This is a genomic window from Thioclava sp. PTB-PU3-1, assembly GCF_055666785.1.
The window spans coordinates 603,492-620,685 of the sequence record NZ_JBVNVL010000002.1 but is presented as its reverse complement, the minus strand read 5'-3'; the positions used below and the strand labels follow the sequence as shown (position 1 = coordinate 620,685).

11 protein-coding genes are annotated in these 17,194 nt (G+C 63.6%); 3 read left to right on the top strand and 8 right to left on the bottom strand.

Going from position 1 to position 17,194, the window contains the following annotated elements:
* Positions 1-98 precede the first annotated feature (98 nt).
* From glyS to ACZ7GB_RS08425, 3 genes are read right to left on the bottom strand one after another with little or no spacing between them, the layout of a single operon-like run.
* Positions 99-2,180: a glycine--tRNA ligase subunit beta gene (gene glyS, locus ACZ7GB_RS08435; RefSeq protein ID WP_472158284.1), complete on the bottom strand. Its 2,082-nt coding sequence runs from the start codon at positions 2,178-2,180 to the stop codon at positions 99-101.
* A gap of 1 nt (position 2,181) precedes the next feature.
* Positions 2,182-2,658, bottom strand: coding sequence for a DUF6446 family protein (locus ACZ7GB_RS08430; RefSeq protein WP_078520276.1), 477 nt, complete (start codon positions 2,656-2,658; stop codon positions 2,182-2,184).
* Positions 2,655-3,602 carry a glycine--tRNA ligase subunit alpha gene (locus tag ACZ7GB_RS08425; protein ID WP_078541862.1) on the bottom strand — a complete coding sequence of 316 codons (948 nt, stop codon included), beginning with the start codon at positions 3,600-3,602 and terminating at the stop codon, positions 2,655-2,657. The genes ACZ7GB_RS08430 and ACZ7GB_RS08425 overlap by 4 nt, the downstream gene beginning before the upstream one ends.
* Positions 3,603-3,824: 222 nt before the next feature.
* Here ACZ7GB_RS08425 and ACZ7GB_RS08420 point away from each other — a divergent pair, with 222 nt between their 5' ends.
* Positions 3,825-5,753 carry a trypsin-like peptidase domain-containing protein gene (locus ACZ7GB_RS08420; RefSeq protein WP_472158282.1) on the top strand — a complete coding sequence of 643 codons (1,929 nt, stop codon included), beginning with the start codon at positions 3,825-3,827 and terminating at the stop codon, positions 5,751-5,753.
* Here the strand turns inward: ACZ7GB_RS08420 and ACZ7GB_RS08415 are convergent, their stop codons facing one another.
* Positions 5,754-7,202, bottom strand: coding sequence for a TrkH family potassium uptake protein (locus ACZ7GB_RS08415; RefSeq protein ID WP_078548050.1), 1,449 nt, complete (start codon positions 7,200-7,202; stop codon positions 5,754-5,756).
* A 191-nt stretch (positions 7,203-7,393) separates the two neighbouring features.
* On the opposite strand from ACZ7GB_RS08415, the gene ACZ7GB_RS08410 reads away from it, so the two are divergent.
* On the top strand, positions 7,394-10,828 hold the full coding sequence (locus tag ACZ7GB_RS08410; protein WP_472158281.1) for a pyruvate carboxylase: 3,435 nt from the start codon (positions 7,394-7,396) through the stop codon (positions 10,826-10,828).
* A 218-nt stretch (positions 10,829-11,046) separates the two neighbouring features.
* Positions 11,047-12,636: a hypothetical protein gene (locus ACZ7GB_RS08405; RefSeq protein WP_472158279.1), complete on the top strand. Its 1,590-nt coding sequence runs from the start codon at positions 11,047-11,049 to the stop codon at positions 12,634-12,636.
* A 200-nt stretch (positions 12,637-12,836) separates the two neighbouring features.
* Here the strand turns inward: ACZ7GB_RS08405 and ACZ7GB_RS08400 are convergent, their stop codons facing one another.
* From ACZ7GB_RS08400 to ACZ7GB_RS08385, 4 genes are all read right to left on the bottom strand, one after another.
* On the bottom strand, positions 12,837-13,307 hold the full coding sequence (locus ACZ7GB_RS08400) for a hypothetical protein (RefSeq protein ID WP_472158278.1): 471 nt from the start codon (positions 13,305-13,307) through the stop codon (positions 12,837-12,839).
* Between the two features lie 63 nt (positions 13,308-13,370).
* Positions 13,371-13,922 (bottom strand): sarcosine oxidase subunit gamma, encoded by a 552-nt coding sequence (locus ACZ7GB_RS08395; RefSeq protein ID WP_472158277.1) that lies wholly within the window; start codon positions 13,920-13,922, stop codon positions 13,371-13,373.
* Entirely contained in the window at positions 13,915-16,869 is a 2,955-nt protein-coding gene (locus tag ACZ7GB_RS08390) for a sarcosine oxidase subunit alpha family protein (protein WP_472158276.1), read from the bottom strand. Before ACZ7GB_RS08390 ends, ACZ7GB_RS08395 begins: the two co-directional genes overlap by 8 nt.
* Positions 16,866-17,189, bottom strand: a complete 324-nt coding sequence (locus ACZ7GB_RS08385; protein WP_078548063.1) for a sarcosine oxidase subunit delta — start codon at positions 17,187-17,189, stop codon at positions 16,866-16,868. Before ACZ7GB_RS08385 ends, ACZ7GB_RS08390 begins: the two co-directional genes overlap by 4 nt.
* Positions 17,190-17,194 lie beyond the last annotated feature (5 nt).

The following is a 17,194-nucleotide window of genomic DNA, read 5'->3' as shown; positions in this document are numbered from 1 at the left end:
CAGAAGACGTGGCGTCACTGGCCCGCCCTGTTTCGGCCTTGCGACAGGAGGCGCCGTGGGGGCGCCTCCGGCGGGGATATTTACACCAAGAGGAAGGATCAGCCTTCGATCTTGGTGAGGTCGGCCACATCGAGACAGATCTGCCGGATGCGTGAAAGCAGGTTCAGACGGTTGCGCCGCAGGATCGGGTTGTCGGCGTTGATCTGCACCGCTTCAAAGAAGGCGTCGATCGGCGCACGCAGGTCCGCCATCGCGGACATCGCGGCGGCGAAATCTTCGTCTGCCATCGCCGGGGCGATCTTGGCCTCGGCGGCGTCGAGCGCGGCAAAGAGGGCTTTTTCCTCGTCGGTTTCCGCGAATTTCGGATCGGCGCCGAAGCTGTATTCCACCCCATCCTTTTCCTCGGCCTGCGTGAGAATGTTATTCGCGCGCTTGAAGCCCTGGATCAGGTTCTCGCCATCGTCGGTCTTGAAGAAGTCCGACAGCGCCTCGGCGCGTTTGACCACGAGGGTGAGATCGTCGCTGCCCGGCATGGCGAGCACGGCGTCGATCACGTCGTGACGGATGCCCGCATCGCGCAGGTGAACCTTGAGGCGGTCGTGGAAGAAGGAGAGGAGGTCGTCTCGGGTAGTCACGGTGTCAACTGCGGCGTTCAGCGCGAGACCGACACGGATCGTTTTGGAAACCTCAATTCGCAGATCATTCGCCAGCACCAACCGGATCACGCCCAGCGCCGCGCGACGCAGTGCGAAGGGGTCTTTGCTCCCCGTGGGTTTCTCGTCGATCGCCCAGAAGCCGGTCAGCGTGTCGATCTTGTCGGCCAAGGCGACCGCAACCGAGACGGGCTCGGACGGCACAGCATCGGACGGGCCCAGCGGAGCGTAGTGGTCGCGGCAGGCATCGGCGACGGCGTCCGACAGTCCCGCCTTTTGCGCGTAGTAGCGGCCCATCACGCCCTGTAGCTCGGGGAATTCATAGACCATTTCCGAGCGCAGATCGGATTTGGCGACGCGGGCGGCCTCGGCGGCGAGGTCCGGCTTCGCGCCAACCAGCGGCGCGATTTCGCGCGCGAGGTTTTCGATGCGGCGGATACGGTCGCCCTGCGAGCCCAGCTTGTTGTGGAAGGTCACGGCGTCGAGCCCCGCGCCCATCCCTTCGAGCCCGTGGGCCTGAACGGTGCGCAGATCGTTTTCCCAGAAGAACTTGGCATCCGACAGACGCGCCGAGAGCACCTTCTGGTTGCCCGCGAGAATGGTCGCGCCGTGATCGGCGGTCTCGCGGTTGGCGACGGTCACGAACCCCTCGATCCGGCCGGTCTTGGGGTTCTTCACCGAGAAGAATTTCTGATGCTCTTTCATCGAGGTCTGCAGCACCTCGGGCGGCAGGTCGAGGAATTCGCCGTCGATCTCGCCCATCAGCGTGACGGGCCATTCGACGAGGCCCGAGACCTCGGCCAGAAGGCCCTTGTCCGGCACCACTTCCCAGCCCTTCGCGAAGGCCATCTGCGCGGCATCGTGGTCGATCGCCTCGGCGCGCTCATTGGGGTCGAGCATGACCTTGGCGGCCTTCAACTGCTTGGCGTAGCTCTCATAGCCCGAGACCTGAAGCACGTCGGGCGCCATGAAGCGGTGACCGCGCGTGGTGTCGCCCGCCTTAATGCCGTCCACGTCGAGCGGCACGACGGTCGCGCCGGCCTCGTCGGTCAGGATCGCGAGGATCGAATGCAGCGGGCGGACCCAGCGCAGCGAGCCCTCGCCCCAGCGCATCGATTTCGGCCACGGGAAGTTGCGGATCGTCTTCTCCAGCACCTCGGCCACGATCTCGGTCGCGGGGCGGCCCGGCTTTTCGATCACGGCGAAATAGACCTGCCCCTTCTTGTCGTCGCGCGCCTCGAGCTGATCCATGCTCAGCCCGGTCGAGCGCAGGAAGCCCTCGATCGCCTTCTCGGGCGCGTCGGTGCGCGGACCCTTGCGCTCTTCGCGCAGCGTCGGCGAGTTGGCGGTCAGTCCCTCGACGGTCAGCGTCAGGCGGCGCGGGGTCGAGAAAGCGCCGGCGGAGGCATAGGTCAGACCCGCCTCGACCACGCCATCGGTGATCAGTTTCTTCAGATCCTCGCGGGCCTTCGGCTGCATCCGCGCGGGGATTTCTTCGGAGAACAGTTCAATCAGAAGATCGGGCATGTCATTTCTCCGCTTCGTCGTTCAGTTGGTGCCAGACATAGGCCCGGCCATCGGGATAAAGAGCCACGACGCGGTCAACGCCGGGGTGGATATTGTGTTGCGACAGGAAGGCCACCGCGCGGCCTGCCTCGAGGTCCGCGCCGATGGTTTTCGCATCATAGCAGTCGAACCATTTCGGGCCGATCAGCGGGGTCGGTCGGTCGTAGACCTCATAGGTCTCGGTCGCCGTTGCAATCGACAGATCGGTGTCGAAGCAGGCCCGGTAGCGCAGGGGCGAGCTGTCCGCGTCGATCCCTTTGTAGCCTTCGGCCTGCAGCTGGTCCTGCGTCGTGCCGTCCAGCTCCATCAGCGAGACTTTCGCCGCGTCGGAGCCCGGCGCGATCTCGTCGTAATAGCCGTATTCCTGCGAATAATAGACCACCGCGCCGAAGACGAGCGCGATTACCACGATGCCGCCTCCGATGAGCTTACCATTCACGCGACAGCCTCGTTGGCTTCACTCTGCGAGGCCCCGCCCGCTTCGGTCTGCACGAAAGCGTCGGCGCAGGCCTTGGCCAGCGCACGGACGCGACCGATATAGGCCTGACGCTCGGTGACCGAGATCACGCCGCGCGCATCCAGAAGGTTAAAGAGATGCGACGCCTTGATGCACTGATCGTATGCGGGATGCGCCATGATGATCTTGCGGCCCGCATCGTCCGCCTCGGGCGAGGCGAGGATACGTTCGCATTCGGCCTCGGCATCCTCGAAATGGCGCAGCAGCGTCTCGGTATCTGCCACGTCGAAATTCCAGCGCGAATATTCCTGCTCGGTCTGGCGGAACACGTCGCCGTATTTCAACGCGATCGGGGCCGAGGGGTCGTTATAGGGCATGTCCATCACGTGATCGATGCCCAGCACATACATCGCCAGACGCTCGAGCCCGTAGGTCAGCTCGCCCGAGACCGGCTTGCAGTCATGGCCGCCGACCTGCTGGAAATAGGTGAACTGGCTGACTTCCATACCGTCGCACCAGACCTCCCAGCCAAGCCCCCACGCGCCGAGCGTCGGGCTTTCCCAGTCGTCTTCCACGAAGCGGATATCGTGCAGTTCGGTGTCGATCCCGATCGCGCGGAGCGAGCCGAGATACAGCTCCTGCAGGTCCGGCGGGCTCGGTTTGATCAGCACCTGATACTGATAGTAGTGCTGCAGGCGGTTCGGGTTCTCGCCATAGCGGCCATCGGTCGGACGGCGCGACGGCTGGACGTAGGCAGCCGCCCACGGCTTGGAGCCGAGCGCGCGCAGCGTCGTCGCCGGGTGGAAGGTGCCTGCCCCCACTTCCATGTCATAAGGCTGCATCACCGCGCAGCCTTTCGAGGCCCAATAGCTCATCAGGCGCAGGATGATTTCCTGAAAGGATTTCGGGGCGTCCGGGTTTGCCATATTTCGCACCTTCCGTTGAAGCGCCTTCTCTCTAGGCAAGGGGCGCGGGGGCGTCAACGCCCTGCAAGGATTAGGGCGGACGATCTGCGCAACTCGACATGCAATGCTGCGGCCCCCGCCCCACAACGGCGGATTTCATGACTCAAAAGAGGGCGTTTGGGGGGTGACCTCCGCCCGCGTTTCGCTAAGGTCGGGGGAAAAGCATATTTTACGGGGGCAGCAATGCGGGCAATTTCACGGACAGTTTCGATCGTCGTCGGAGCCAGCCTCACCGGCATGATCTGGACCGGCACGGCCTGGGCCGAAGCCTGGGTGCAGATCGAGGCGAAAAGCTCGCTTGCCCAAGCCGAAGCGCGCGCCCGCGACTGGGCGGGCATGTTCCCCGACACCACCGGCTTCCGGCTCGATTCCGGCTGGTACGCGATCGCGCTTGGCCCCTTTGCCGATGATGCGGAGGCGAATGCGCGCCGCCGGGTTCTGCGCCGCGAGGGTCTGATCCCGCGCGACAGTTTCGTGGCCGATGGCAACAACTTCCGCCAGCAGTTCTGGCCGGTCGGCGCGACCCTGAACGCCCCCGCGCAGGCGCCCGAACAACCCGCCCCGCAAGCCGACACCCAAAGCGACGTGCGCGGCGCGCCGATGCCCGCCCCGATCGACGTGGAGCCGCTGGACGGGCCGGATGCGGCCGCGCAAACGGATGGCCAGACCACGCCCCCGGACACGCCCGCCCAAGACACCGCCACCGCGCCAGAGCCGGTGAGCCCTGACACCACCGCGACCGCCGACACTCCCGCTCCGCAAGAGGTCACGCCCGCGCCCGAACCTGTGGAAACGCTGCGGGATTCGCGCCGACTGGAAGCTGCACTCGATCCGCAGACCAAGCGCGACATCCAGACCGCGCTGGAATGGGAAGGCAGCTATCAGGGCGCGATCGACGGAATTTTCGGCGGCGGCACCCGCAATTCGATCGCCGACTGGCAGATGAAGAACGATTACGAGCCGACCGGCGTGCTGTCCTCGACCCAGCAGGCGGCCCTTCTGGACAAGGTCGCCTCCGAGCGCGCAGCGCTGGGGCTGCAGACCGTGACCGAAGATCAGGCCGGCATCCGGATCGACCTGCCGATGGGGCTGGTGAAATTCGACCGCTACAACGCGCCTTTCGTGAATTACGCGCCCAAGGATGGCAGCGGCGTGCAGGTTCTGCTGATCTCGCAGCCCGGCGACGCCGCGCGGCTGCGCGGTCTTTATGACGCGATGCAGACGCTCGAAATCGTGCCGACGGGGGGCGAGCGCAACATTCGCGGCAACAGCTTCACCATCGAAGGCCAGAACACTGCTGTGCAGTCCTACACCCATGCGGAACTCTCGCGCGGGCAGATCAAGGGCTTCACGCTGGTTTGGCCCGCCGGGGACGACACGCGCCGGGCCCGCGTGCTCGACGCGATGAAAAAGAGCTTCACGCCCATCGGCACCTCGTCGCTCGACGCGACGCTCGGCCAGCCGATGTCGGTGACGCGGGCCGCCCTGATGGCGGGGATCGAGAAGCGCGCGCCGATCTTCTCGCGCTCGGGCTTCTTCATCGATGCCGATGGCCATGTGCTGACCGCCGCCGAGGGACTCGACCAATGCGGACGGATCACCATCGAGGATCACCCCGCCTCGCTCAGCTTCGACGGCGGCGCCAAGGGCTATGCGGTCCTGACCCCGAAAGACACGCTGGCGCCGAAGGAAGTCGCGAAATTCAACCCCGATGCGCCGATGGCCGGGAGCAAGGTGGCGGTGGCGGGCTTCTCCTATCCCGAAGCGCTCTCCGCGCCGGTGCTGAATTTCGGCACGCTCTCCGCGCTCAAGGGGCTGGAGGGGCAAGACAGTCAGGCCCGGATCGAGGCGCAGACCCGTGCAGGCGATGTGGGCGGGCCGGTGCTCGACGGCACGGGCGCGGTCGTGGGGATGTTGCTGCCCTCGGGCGGCGACGCGAACCGGGTGCTGCCCGACAACCTGACTGTTGCGCTGCAGGCGAAGGCGATGGCGCCGGGCCTGTCGGACAACGGTTTCACCCCGAAAGCCGCAGGCATCTCGGCCAATCGCGACCCGGAAGACCTGCAGCAGATCGCGGACGGGATGGTGGTGCAGATTTCCTGCTGGAAGTAATCAGCCCCGCCAGAAGCGCGGCAGCAACAGCACGAGCACGCTCATCAATTCGAGCCGCCCGAGGCACATTGCCGCGCTCATCAGCCATTTCGCGCTGTCCGGGAAATCCGCGACCGAGCCGTTCGCGGTGATCTCCGGCCCCCATGCGGGGCCGATATTGGCGATCGAGGTCCAGGCGGCGGTCATCGCCGTCTCGGTCCCGAGCCCGGTGAAGGTCAGCGCGATTATCAGAATCCCGAAAATCAGGATGAACAGCGAGAAGAAGGCCATCACCGAGTTAACCACGCTATCCTCGACCGGGCGGCCGTCATATTGCACCTTCAGCAAACGGTGCGGCGAGTAGAGACGCTGAATCTGCGCCTTGATCGCTTCGAGAAGGATCAGGTAGCGAAACACCTTGATCGAACAGGCGGTGGAGGCCGTACAGCCCCCGATCAGCCCGGAAATCAGCAGGATCGTGAAGGCCAGATGCCCCCATTGGGTCACGTCCTCCGAGGCATAGCCCGTCCCGGTGAAGGTCGAGACCACGTTGAACGTCACCTCGCGCAGCGTCGGCCAGAAAGACGCCTCGTGGCGGATCATGCGGTAAAGAACGATGATCGCGATCGCATAGCCCATCCAGCGTAGGAAGGCGCGCACCTGCGGGTCGCGCCAGAGCGGCATCGTATCGCCGCGCATCACCTGCACGAAGCGGATGAACGGCATCGCCGCCAGCGCCATGAAGACCGAGGCCGCGTATTCCGGCGCGCCCTTATAGGCGGCGAAGCTGGCGTCGTAATTGGAAAACCCGCCGGTGCTCATCGTGGTGAGCGCATGCATGATCGCGTCGAACCCCTTCATGCCGAGGCCGATATAGGTCAGCGCGCAGGCGATCGTCAGCCCGACATAGATGCGGATCAGCGCGGTCGAGATATCCATCGCGCGCGGCAGGATTTTCCCAAGCGTATCAAACCCTTCCGAGCGGAAGAACTGCATCCCGCCGACCTTCATCACCGGCAGGAAGATCATCGCGACGATGATGATCCCCAGACCGCCCAGCCATTGCAGCAGCCCGCGCCACAGGTTCACCCCCGGCGGCAGCGTATCGAGATGCGGGATCGCGGTGGTGCCGGTCGTGGTCAGGCCCGACATCGCCTCGAAATAAGCGTCGACCAGCGACAGGTGCGGCACGCCCAGCATGAAAGGCAGCGCCCCGAAGAAGGGCAGCGTCAGCCAGACGAGCGAGGTCAGCAGAAAGCTTTGATGGATCGACAGCGTCCGAGCCAACCCGTCGCGGGAGGCGAGCGCCAGCAGCGCCCCCGCCGTCGTCGTCAGCACCGCGCTTTCGACGAAAACCAGCCAATGCGCTGCGCCATAACCCAAATCCACCGCTGCCGGGATAAGCATCGTCAGCCCCAGCACGGATGTCAGCATTCCGATGATATATCCAACCGGGCGCAGATCGATCATGCGCCCCACCTTGCCCAGAGCGCCGGTCTAGTCAATCCCAGACGGGCCGGGACGGAGCTGCGGTCGCGTAGCGTGACTTTGCAAACCCGAGCGGTTTGGTCAGTAAATTTGCCCAACTTTGCAGGTAGGCCCTTGCGCTGCGGCGCGGCAACTGTACCGTAGCGGCCACTTTCGACAACAGGGAGAACGCTATGTTCAACAAGATCCTCGTGGCCAACCGTGGCGAGATCGCCATCCGGGTGATGCGCGCCGCCAACGAGCTGGGCAAGAAGACGGTCGCCGTCTACGCCGAAGAGGACAAGTTGGGCCTGCACCGCTTCAAAGCCGATGAAGCCTATCGCATCGGCGAGGGTCTTTCGCCCGTCGGCGCCTATCTCTCGATCGAAGAGATCATCCGCGTCGCCAAGGAAAGCGGTGCCGATGCGATCCACCCGGGCTATGGCCTGCTCTCGGAGAACCCCGATTTCGTCGAAGCCTGCGACGCCGCCGGCATCACCTTCATCGGCCCGAAGGCCGAGACGATGCGCGCGCTCGGCGACAAGGCCTCGGCGCGGCGCGTGGCGATCAAGGCCGGTGTGCCGGTCATCCCCGCGACCGAAGTGCTGGGCGAGGATTTCGACGCGATCAAGAAAGAGGCCGCCGAGATCGGCTACCCGCTGATGCTGAAAGCCAGCTGGGGCGGCGGCGGTCGCGGCATGCGCCCGATCCTCGGCGAGGACGAACTGGTCGAGAAGGTCCGCGAGGGCCGTCGCGAGGCCGAAGCCGCCTTCGGCAATGGCGAGGGCTATCTCGAGAAGATGATCATCCGCGCGCGCCACGTCGAGGTGCAGCTGCTGGGCGACACGCATGGCAATCTCTATCACCTCTACGAGCGCGACTGCACCGTGCAGCGCCGCAACCAGAAGGTCGTCGAACGCGCCCCCGCCCCCTATCTCTCGGACGAGCAGCGCGAAGAGGTCTGCCAGCTCGCGCTGAAGATCGGTCAGGCGGTCGGCTATGAATGCGCCGGCACGGTCGAATTCCTGATGGATATGGACTCGGACAAGTTCTACTTCATCGAGGTGAACCCGCGCGTTCAGGTCGAGCATACCGTGACCGAAGAGGTCACCGGCATCGACATCGTGCAGGCCCAGATCAAGATCGCCGAGGGCGCGACGCTGGCCGAGGCCACCCGCGCGAAATCTCAGGACGAGATCGAACTGTCGGGCCACGCGCTGCAGTGTCGCGTGACCACCGAAGACCCGCAGAACAACTTCATCCCCGATTACGGCCGCCTGACCGCCTATCGCTCGGCCACCGGCAACGGCATCCGCCTCGACGGCGGCACGGCCTATGCGGGCGGCGTCATCACCCGCTACTACGACTCGCTTCTGGTGAAGGTCACCGCCTGGGCGCAGGATCCCGATCAGGCGATCCGCCGGATGGACCGCGCCCTGCGCGAATTCCGTATCCGCGGCGTGAGCACGAATATCGACTTCGTCATCAACCTGCTCAAGCACCCGACCTTCCTCGACATGAGCTACACGACGAAGTTCATCGACACGACGCCGGAGCTGTTCGACTTCAAGCAGCGCCGCGACCGGGGCACCAAGATCCTGACCTATATCGCGGATATCACCGTGAACGGTCACCCCGAGACTGCGGGTCGCAACAAGCCCCATGCCGAAGCGAAACCGCCGCGCCTGCCCGCCTACAAGGATGAGGCAAAACCGGGCAGCCGGAACCTGCTCGAGAAAGAGGGCGCGAAGGCGGTCGCCGACTGGATGAAGGCGCAGAAGAAGCTTCTGCTGACCGACACCACGATGCGCGACGGCCACCAGTCGCTGCTGGCGACGCGGATGCGCTCGATCGACATGATCAAGGCCGCGCCCGCCTATGCCTCGAACCTCAGCGACCTGTTCTCGGTCGAATGCTGGGGCGGCGCGACCTTCGACGTGGCCTATCGCTTCTTGCAGGAATGCCCGTGGCAGCGCCTGCGCGACATCCGCGAGGAAATGCCCAACATCCTGACGCAGATGCTGCTGCGCGCCTCGAACGGCGTGGGCTACACGAACTACCCCGACAACGTGGTGCAGTTCTTTGTGAAGCAGGCGGCGGAGAGCGGCGTCGACGTGTTCCGCGTCTTCGACTCGCTCAACTGGGTCGAGAACATGCGCGTCGCGATGGATGCGGTTATCGAAAGCGGCAAGATCTGCGAAGGCACGATCTGCTACACCGGCGATATCCTCGATCCGGACCGCGCCAAGTATGACCTGAAATACTATATCGGCATGGCGAAAGAGCTGGAGGCCGCGGGCGCACATGTGCTGGGTCTCAAGGATATGGCGGGCCTTCTGAAACCCGCCGCCGCCCGCAAGTTGATCGCGGCGCTGAAGGAAGAGGTCGATATCCCGATCCACTTCCACACGCATGACACGAGCGGAATCGCGGGCGCGACCATTCTCGCGGCGGCAGATGCTGGCGTCGACGCGGTGGATGCGGCGATGGACGCCTTCTCGGGCGGCACTTCGCAGCCCTGCCTCGGCTCGATCGTGGAGGCCCTGGCCCATACTGAACGCGACACCGGCCTCGATATCCACGCGATCCGCATGATGTCTAACTACTGGGAGGCCGTGCGTCACCAATATGCGGCCTTCGAGAGCGGCCTCGAAGCCCCGGCCTCCGAGGTCTATCTGCACGAGATGCCCGGCGGCCAATTCACCAACCTCAAGGCGCAGGCGCGCTCGCTGGGGCTGGAGGAGCGCTGGCACGAGGTGGCCCAGGCCTATGCCGATGCCAACCAGATCTTCGGCGACATCGTGAAAGTCACGCCGTCCTCGAAAGTCGTGGGCGACATGGCGCTGATGATGGTCGCGCAGGGCCTGTCGAAGGAAGACGTGCTCGATCCGGCCAAGGATGTCTCCTTCCCGGATTCGGTCATCGACATGATGCGCGGCAATCTCGGCCAACCGCCCGGCGGCTGGCCCGAGGGGGTTGTGAAGAAGGTGCTCAAGGGCGAGCATCCCTCGACCGAGCGCCCCGGCAAGAACCTGCCCCCGGTCGATCTGGAAGCCGCCCGCAAGGAGGTCTCCGATCAGCTCGACGGGCGCGAAATCGACAATGAAGATCTCGCGGGCTACCTGATGTACCCCAAAGTCTTCACCGATTACGCGAGCCGCCACGAAGCCTATGGCCCGGTGCGCACCCTGCCGACCCCGGTCTTCTTCTACGGGATGGAGCCGCAGGACGAGATCTCCGCCGAGATCGACCCCGGCAAGACGCTGGAGATCCGCTACCTCACCACCGGCGAAACCGACGAGCTGGGCGAGGTGAAGGTTTATTTCGAACTCAACGGCCAGCCCCGCGCCGTGCGCGTCCCGAACCGCGCGGTGAAGGCGACGACGGCGGCGAAGCCGAAGGCCGAGGCGGGCAATGCGAACCATATCGGCGCGCCGATGCCGGGCTCGATCGCCTCGATCGCGGTCAATGTCGGCCAGAAGGTGAAACCGGGCGATATGCTCCTGACCATCGAAGCGATGAAGATGGAGACCGGCATCCATTCCGACCGCGAAGCCACGGTGAAGGCGATCCATGTCTCGCCGGGGGCGCAGATCGACGCGAAGGATCTGCTGGTCGAACTGGAGTAATCGTCGCAGCATTGAACAAAACGCGCGCCGAGGCCCCGCCCCGGCGCGCTTTTGTGTCTATTGGCAAGATTAGGGCCTGAACGAAGGTGGGGACACGGAAGCCCTGTTTCTTGCCGACCGCCGTACCGGCAGCGTTGACAAGAACGTCCGGGTTCATAGTATCGCTGAGAGTTTTATCAGTATCTAAATCTATTCATAATTTTCAGAAAGATTTGTGAATGACGACGATTAGAGCGGAGTCCGACTGCGCGAAAGCAGGCATCAATTTCGAGAAAATTTCGCGCTGGCAATATCTCCTGACACAACGTGAGATTACGGACACGATCCTGAAGCGTTACAGTTTCGGCGGCTGGCACCTTCATGTCGGCGACGGAGTATGCGTTTCGAAGCTGGAAGATGCCAAGGGCCGTGCGATCGGCCTTTTCATCGGTATCGGAGTCGATAACGAGACCTTGGTGAAGGGCACCCATAAAATCCCGTCACTCGATTTGGATCGCGATAGCTTCTTTGAGGATTTCGAAGACTGGCTCTTTTACGTTTCCGGTCGGTATAATGTATTTATTGCCAAAGGCGCTTCAAAGCGATTTTACAGTGACGCGGTCGGCATGAATGGCATGGTCTATGACCGTGAAGAGCGACAGGTCGCGTCGAGCCTTGCCCTTTGCATCGAGCGCGACACAACACCTCATCCGCTATACGACCATTCTCTCATCGAGCGCGGCGAAGGCAATTACAGCCTGTTCCACACTTACGACAAGGATGTCCGTCGCGGTAATCCGAATTTCTATCTCGATCTCAATGACTTTTCCGAAACTCGCTTTTGGCCGCGCGACGAGGATTTCACGACGGATCGATCGCATGACGATATTTACGGAGAAATAATTCAACGAACCTCGAAGGTTATCGGAGAGATCAACGCTAACTTCAAAACTGCGCTCCCGTTATCGGGAGGGCAGGATAGCCGCTTGCTCGCTTCGATATCGCGCACGAACCTCGCGGGCTTCGACCAATTTTTCACCCATATCCATAATTACGCGAGCAGGATCGACGCAACGATCGCTCGAACACTCGCGAAGGTCCTGCAGGTCGACCATGAAATCCACGACAAGCGGAATATCAAGGTCTCTGAAGAGGATGTTTCGCGGTTCGAAGCCGAATTCCATGCCGCGCTCGGGTTCAAGAAAAAGCTGACCCGGGAAGTCGCTCACGGGCTGCATGAATGCCTCGAGGATAGGATGGTGATCCTGCGCGGCCACCAAACCGACTTGTTGCGTGCCGTGTTCATCGACAAACTGGGCGAGGACGGAAGAAATAACCTACGCTGGCAAGTCAAACGCCTGCTGATCGTGCCGGGCAAAGCGTTCGACCGCAAGACATACAGGACGTTTCTACCCGAGTATCAGAACTGGGTCGAAACGCTTCCGGAAAACGCTGCGAAACGCCAAGTCGACCTTATGTTCCTCGAAATATACTATAGCTCGACAATCGGGCTCATTTTCCCGGCACTTACGCGAAACTTCTTCATGTCGCCCTTCAACAGTCGACATCTGATATCCCTGTCTCTTTCAATCGAAGAGGGTTATCGCAAAAACAGCTTTGCGGTTAACGATATTATTTTCCAGGTTGATCCTGAGCTTCACGACGTCCCGTTCGATTATGAATTTGGCGGAGCCAATCTCGGGCGCATCGACGACCAACAGGCGATGGCGGAGCTGACAGCCGCGCGCCGCAAAGCCAGCGAAACGCGCGTCGCACTCAGGACGCAGCACCCAGATTTGGCGGCGTCCGAGGACGTCCTTGTGCCCTGAGCGACGAACTCGCGCATGAAGCTCGAGGGACGAGGGTCACCGTAGAGGGCTGAACTTCCGTCTCGCGGCGTCGCAAAGCGTGTCCGCGCGCATCCAGACGTCGGCAACGGCCAGACGTGCCGCCAAACACCCTCTGCACGTTCGACAGATGACGGACGCTCAGGGGCGCCCGCCTCCGATTGCGATGTCTTGTCGGAATTCTACGACGAAGAGGCCGCGCCGCGTGCCCCGACCTGGATCTCATGGATCGGGTCGCAGGAGCCCCAAGCCGTCTCAGACCGATAGCCCCGCGGGCGCACCGCGATCGAGGCCTTACCGCTGGCCTTCAAACGGGTCACGCGAAACTCGACGCGCGGGGTGTAGTAGTTGCGCTTGGTCTTGAGCCTGTCGACCTTCCAGCCAAACGTCGTGCGCTTTGGATTGTCGACAAGCACCTGCACCGGCTGCAACGGCAAGTCGAAATGATGGAGGAACGTGTCATAGACCTTCCATTCCCCGCCCGGGATTTTCAGCAGATCGACCTCGCCGGGTGTCGAATTCGACAGATGGCCGGTCTCGAAGGTGCAACGCATCACCTGCGTCCCGCGCGGCAGCTTCGGCTGCTCGGGATTGGCCAGAACCGGGCCAGCGGAAATGACGACGAAAGCTGCGAAAAGAAATGGACGGAACATATGGCCTCGACAAATTAATCGGGCACGAAGCGGCCCGATTAATGCAAGACCAACGCCCGGATGTTAAAAGAGATCGCTGCCCTCACGGGCGGAAACTTCAAGCAGTCCCATAACATAGCCGGCGACCGAGCGGAAAGATATGAGTGAGATTTCACTTTCCCCGGAGCGCCAGAACGCCGCCGCCACTTGCGCGGTGCGCGAGCGGCGGATCTCGCCTGCGGGAAGCGTCGCGATATCGGCGGGCGAGAGCTTCATCACCACCTGATCGGCCCTCTCGCCGCGGATGGTAAACATCGCGCGGGCGTCGGAGACGTTGACGACCAGCGCGTGGTCTGCGGCAAGCGCCTTGGCCAGCCGATCGGTCAGCGCGGGGGCCTCGTCATGAGCGCAGATCAGCAACAGCTCATCGGGGCTCATCCAGGCGATGGAGCGCCCGTCAACGGTCTCGATCCGGCGCGGGCCGGGGACGGGTAGCCCCTCGGCCTTGAGCGCCTTGGCGAGCCCCTTGGCCTCCAGATCGGAGCGGATCGAGATCATGCCCACCAGCCCGGCCTCGGACACGGTGACGAAACCTTCGTGGGTCTGCCCGGAAAGGGCGCTGACAGCCTCAGACATTCTGCTTCTCCCCGTCCTTGTCGTAGAAGACCGGATCGACGATCCGCGCCTTAACCATTTCCTCGCCCTCGCCGGTGAATTCGATCACCTCGCCCATACGGTCGGGCCCGTTCAGCACCAACCCCATCGCGATCCCTTTGCCGATCGTCGGCGAGTAATAGGTCGAGGTGACGCGGCCTTGTGTGTGGCGCTGACCGTTGGCGTTGAACCCGTCGGCGGGCGCGTGGCTGCCATCGGGGATCACCGATCCGTCGAGCGTCTCAAGGCCGACCAGCTTCCAGCGGTTCGGGTCGGTCATGTGGGACCGCTCCTGCGCGCGCTTGCCCAGATAGTCGGTCTTCTTCTTCGAGAGCGCCCAGTTCAGCCCCAGATCCTGCGGGATCACCGTGCCGTCGGTCTCGTCGCCGATCATGATGAAGCCCTTCTCGGCGCGCATCACATGCAGCGCCTCGGTGCCGTAGGGCATCACGCCAAGCGCCTCGCCCTCGGCCATGAGTGCCTTCCACAGCGCGAGGCCTTGGCTCGCAGGCACCGCGATCTCGTAGCTCAGCTCGCCCGAGAAGGAGATGCGGAAGATGCGCGCGTCGAAACTGCCCAGCTTGCCCTCGGTCCATTTCATGAAGGGCAGCGTCTCCTTGCTGACATCCATGCCGCCCAAACGCTCCAACAGCTCGCGCGATTTCGGACCGACGACGGCGATTTGCGCGTATTGCTCGGTCAGGTTCGCGGTGTAGACCTTCCAATCCCACCACTCGCATTGCAGCCAGTCTTCCATCCAGCCGTGGATGTGATCGGCCCCGCCCGAGGTCGTGTGGCACAGCCACGTATCCTCGTCGAGCCGCGCCACGACCCCGTCATCCATCAGGAAGCCGTTCTCGTTGCACATCAGCCCGTAGCGGCATTTGCCCACCGGCAGGGTCGACATCATGTTCGTGTAGAGCATGTCGAGGAATTTCCCCGCATCCGGCCCTTTCACCACGATCTTGCCCAGCGTCGAGGCGTCGAGCATGCCCACATTCTTGCGGGTATTGGTGATCTCGCGATTGACCGCGTCGCGGTGGCTCTCGCCCGATTTCGGGTAGCAATAGGGGCGACGCCAATGGCCGACCGGCTCCCAATGCGCGCCCTTGGCCTCGTGCCAGGACTGGATCGGGGTGCGACGCAGCGGCTGGAACAGCTCGCCCTTGGCCTCCGCCGTCACAGCGCCAAGCGAAATCGGCGTGTAGGGCGGGCGGAAGGTGGTCGTGCCAGTGGCCGGGATCGGTTGACCAAGCGCATCCGAGAGGATCGCAAGCCCGTTGATATTGCTCAGTTTCCCCTGATCGGTCGCCATGCCGAGCGTCGTGTAGCGCTTGGTATGTTCGACCGACTCGTAGCCCTCGCGCGCAGCGAGTTGCACGTCGGAGACTTTCACGTCGTTCTGGTAGTCGAGGAAGCTCTTGAAGCGCAGCGCGTCGGGCGCGCCTGCGGGCATCATCCAGACCGGGGCGAGCGGCGCTTCTTCCTCGGAAGCTGCGCCGATACCCAGACCGCCCATCGCCTCGGAGAGCGTCAGATCGCCATTGGCGGCCCCCACGACCGTCGCCATGCCGGTCCCGTCCGCGCCGGTCGGCGGACGGTTGGGATCGGGGCGGAACATCGCGCGCGCATCGTCCCAGGTTAGCTTGCCGCCGCAATGGGACCACAGGTGCACGACCGGCGACCAGCCGCCCGACATCGCGACGCAATCGCAGTCGATCATCTCGACCGCACCGCCCTCGCCTGCCTGTGCGCAGATCTCGACGCCGGAGACGCCCTTGCGGCCCAGCACTTTCGCGATGCCGCGCCCTTCGAGGACACGCACGCCGCGCGCCTTCACGGCTTCGGGCAGTGCCCCATGGGTTTCCTCGCGCGCATCGACCACGGCCGAGACCGTCAGACCTGCATCGAGGATCGCGAGCGCCGTGCGGTAGGCGTCGTCATTGTTGGTCACGAGAACCGTGCGATCACCGGGCGAAACCGCCCAGTTCACGATGTAATCGCGCACCGCCGAGGCCAGCATCACGCCAGGCACGTCATTGCCCGCGAAGGCCAGCGGACGCTCGATCGCGCCCGTCGCGGTGATCGTGTGGCCTGCACGGATGCGCCAGAGACGGTGGCGCGGACGGCCATCGCCGGGGGTGGTGTCGGCGAGGTTCTCGTAGCCGATGACATAGCCATGATCGTGCAGACCCGCCGCCATCAGGCGGGTGCGCATCGTGACGTTCTCCATCGAGGACAGTTCGACCAGCGCGCTGTCGATCCAGTTCTGTGCGTCGTGACCGTCGATCTGACCGCCATCGACGGGCGTGCGCCCGCCCCAGTTCGGGGTCTGCTCGATCAGCCAGACGCGCTTGCCCGCGCGGCCCTCTTTCAGCGCCGCGGCAAGACCCGCCACGCCGCCGCCCACGACGAGCACGTCGCAATGGGCATAGACCTGTTCGTAGCGATCCGGGTCGGCCTCTTTCGGCACGCCGCCAAGACCTGCGGATTTGCGGATGATCGGCTCGAACAGGTGCTTCCACGCAGCCCGCGGCGCCATGAAGGTCTTGTAGTAGAAACCTGCGGGCAGGAATTTGTAGAAGGTGTTGTTGATCTCGCCGATATCGAAGTCGAGCGACGGCCAGTGGTTCTGGCTGGTGGTCTCGGCCCCTTCGAACAGCTCGGTCGTGGTGGTGCGCTGATCGGGCTCGAACCGCGCGTTACGACCCAGACCGACGAGCGCGTTCGGCTCTTCCGCGCCCGACGCCACGATGCCGCGCGGGCGGTGATATTTGAACGAGCGACCCACCATGACCTGACCGCCGCCCAGCAGAGCCGAGGCCAGCGTATCGCCCGCAAAGCCGCGCATCGGCTTGCCGTTGAAGGTGAAGGCGAGCGGTTTCGCGCGGTCGATCAGACGACCACCCTTGGAAAGACGCGTGCTCATTTATAGCCCTCCCAGTCGGGGCGTTTCGCTTTGATCTTCGCGATCACATCGGCGGGGGGCTCGGTGGTCTGCGCCTTGTAGGTCGCAAACACCTCGAGCGTGTTGGTGTCGCGTGCAGCCAGGAACCACTTGCCGCAGCCATAGGCGTGGCGCCAGCGCTCGAAATGGACGCCTTTCGGGTTCTTGCGGGCGAACAGGTAGCCCTCGAACTCGTCATCCGACGAGCCCGGACCGAAGCGCTTGAGATGCGCCTCGCCGCCCGGGGCGAATTCGGTTTCCTCGGCAATGACGCCGCAGCAGGGACAGGTGAGGGTCAGCATTTGGG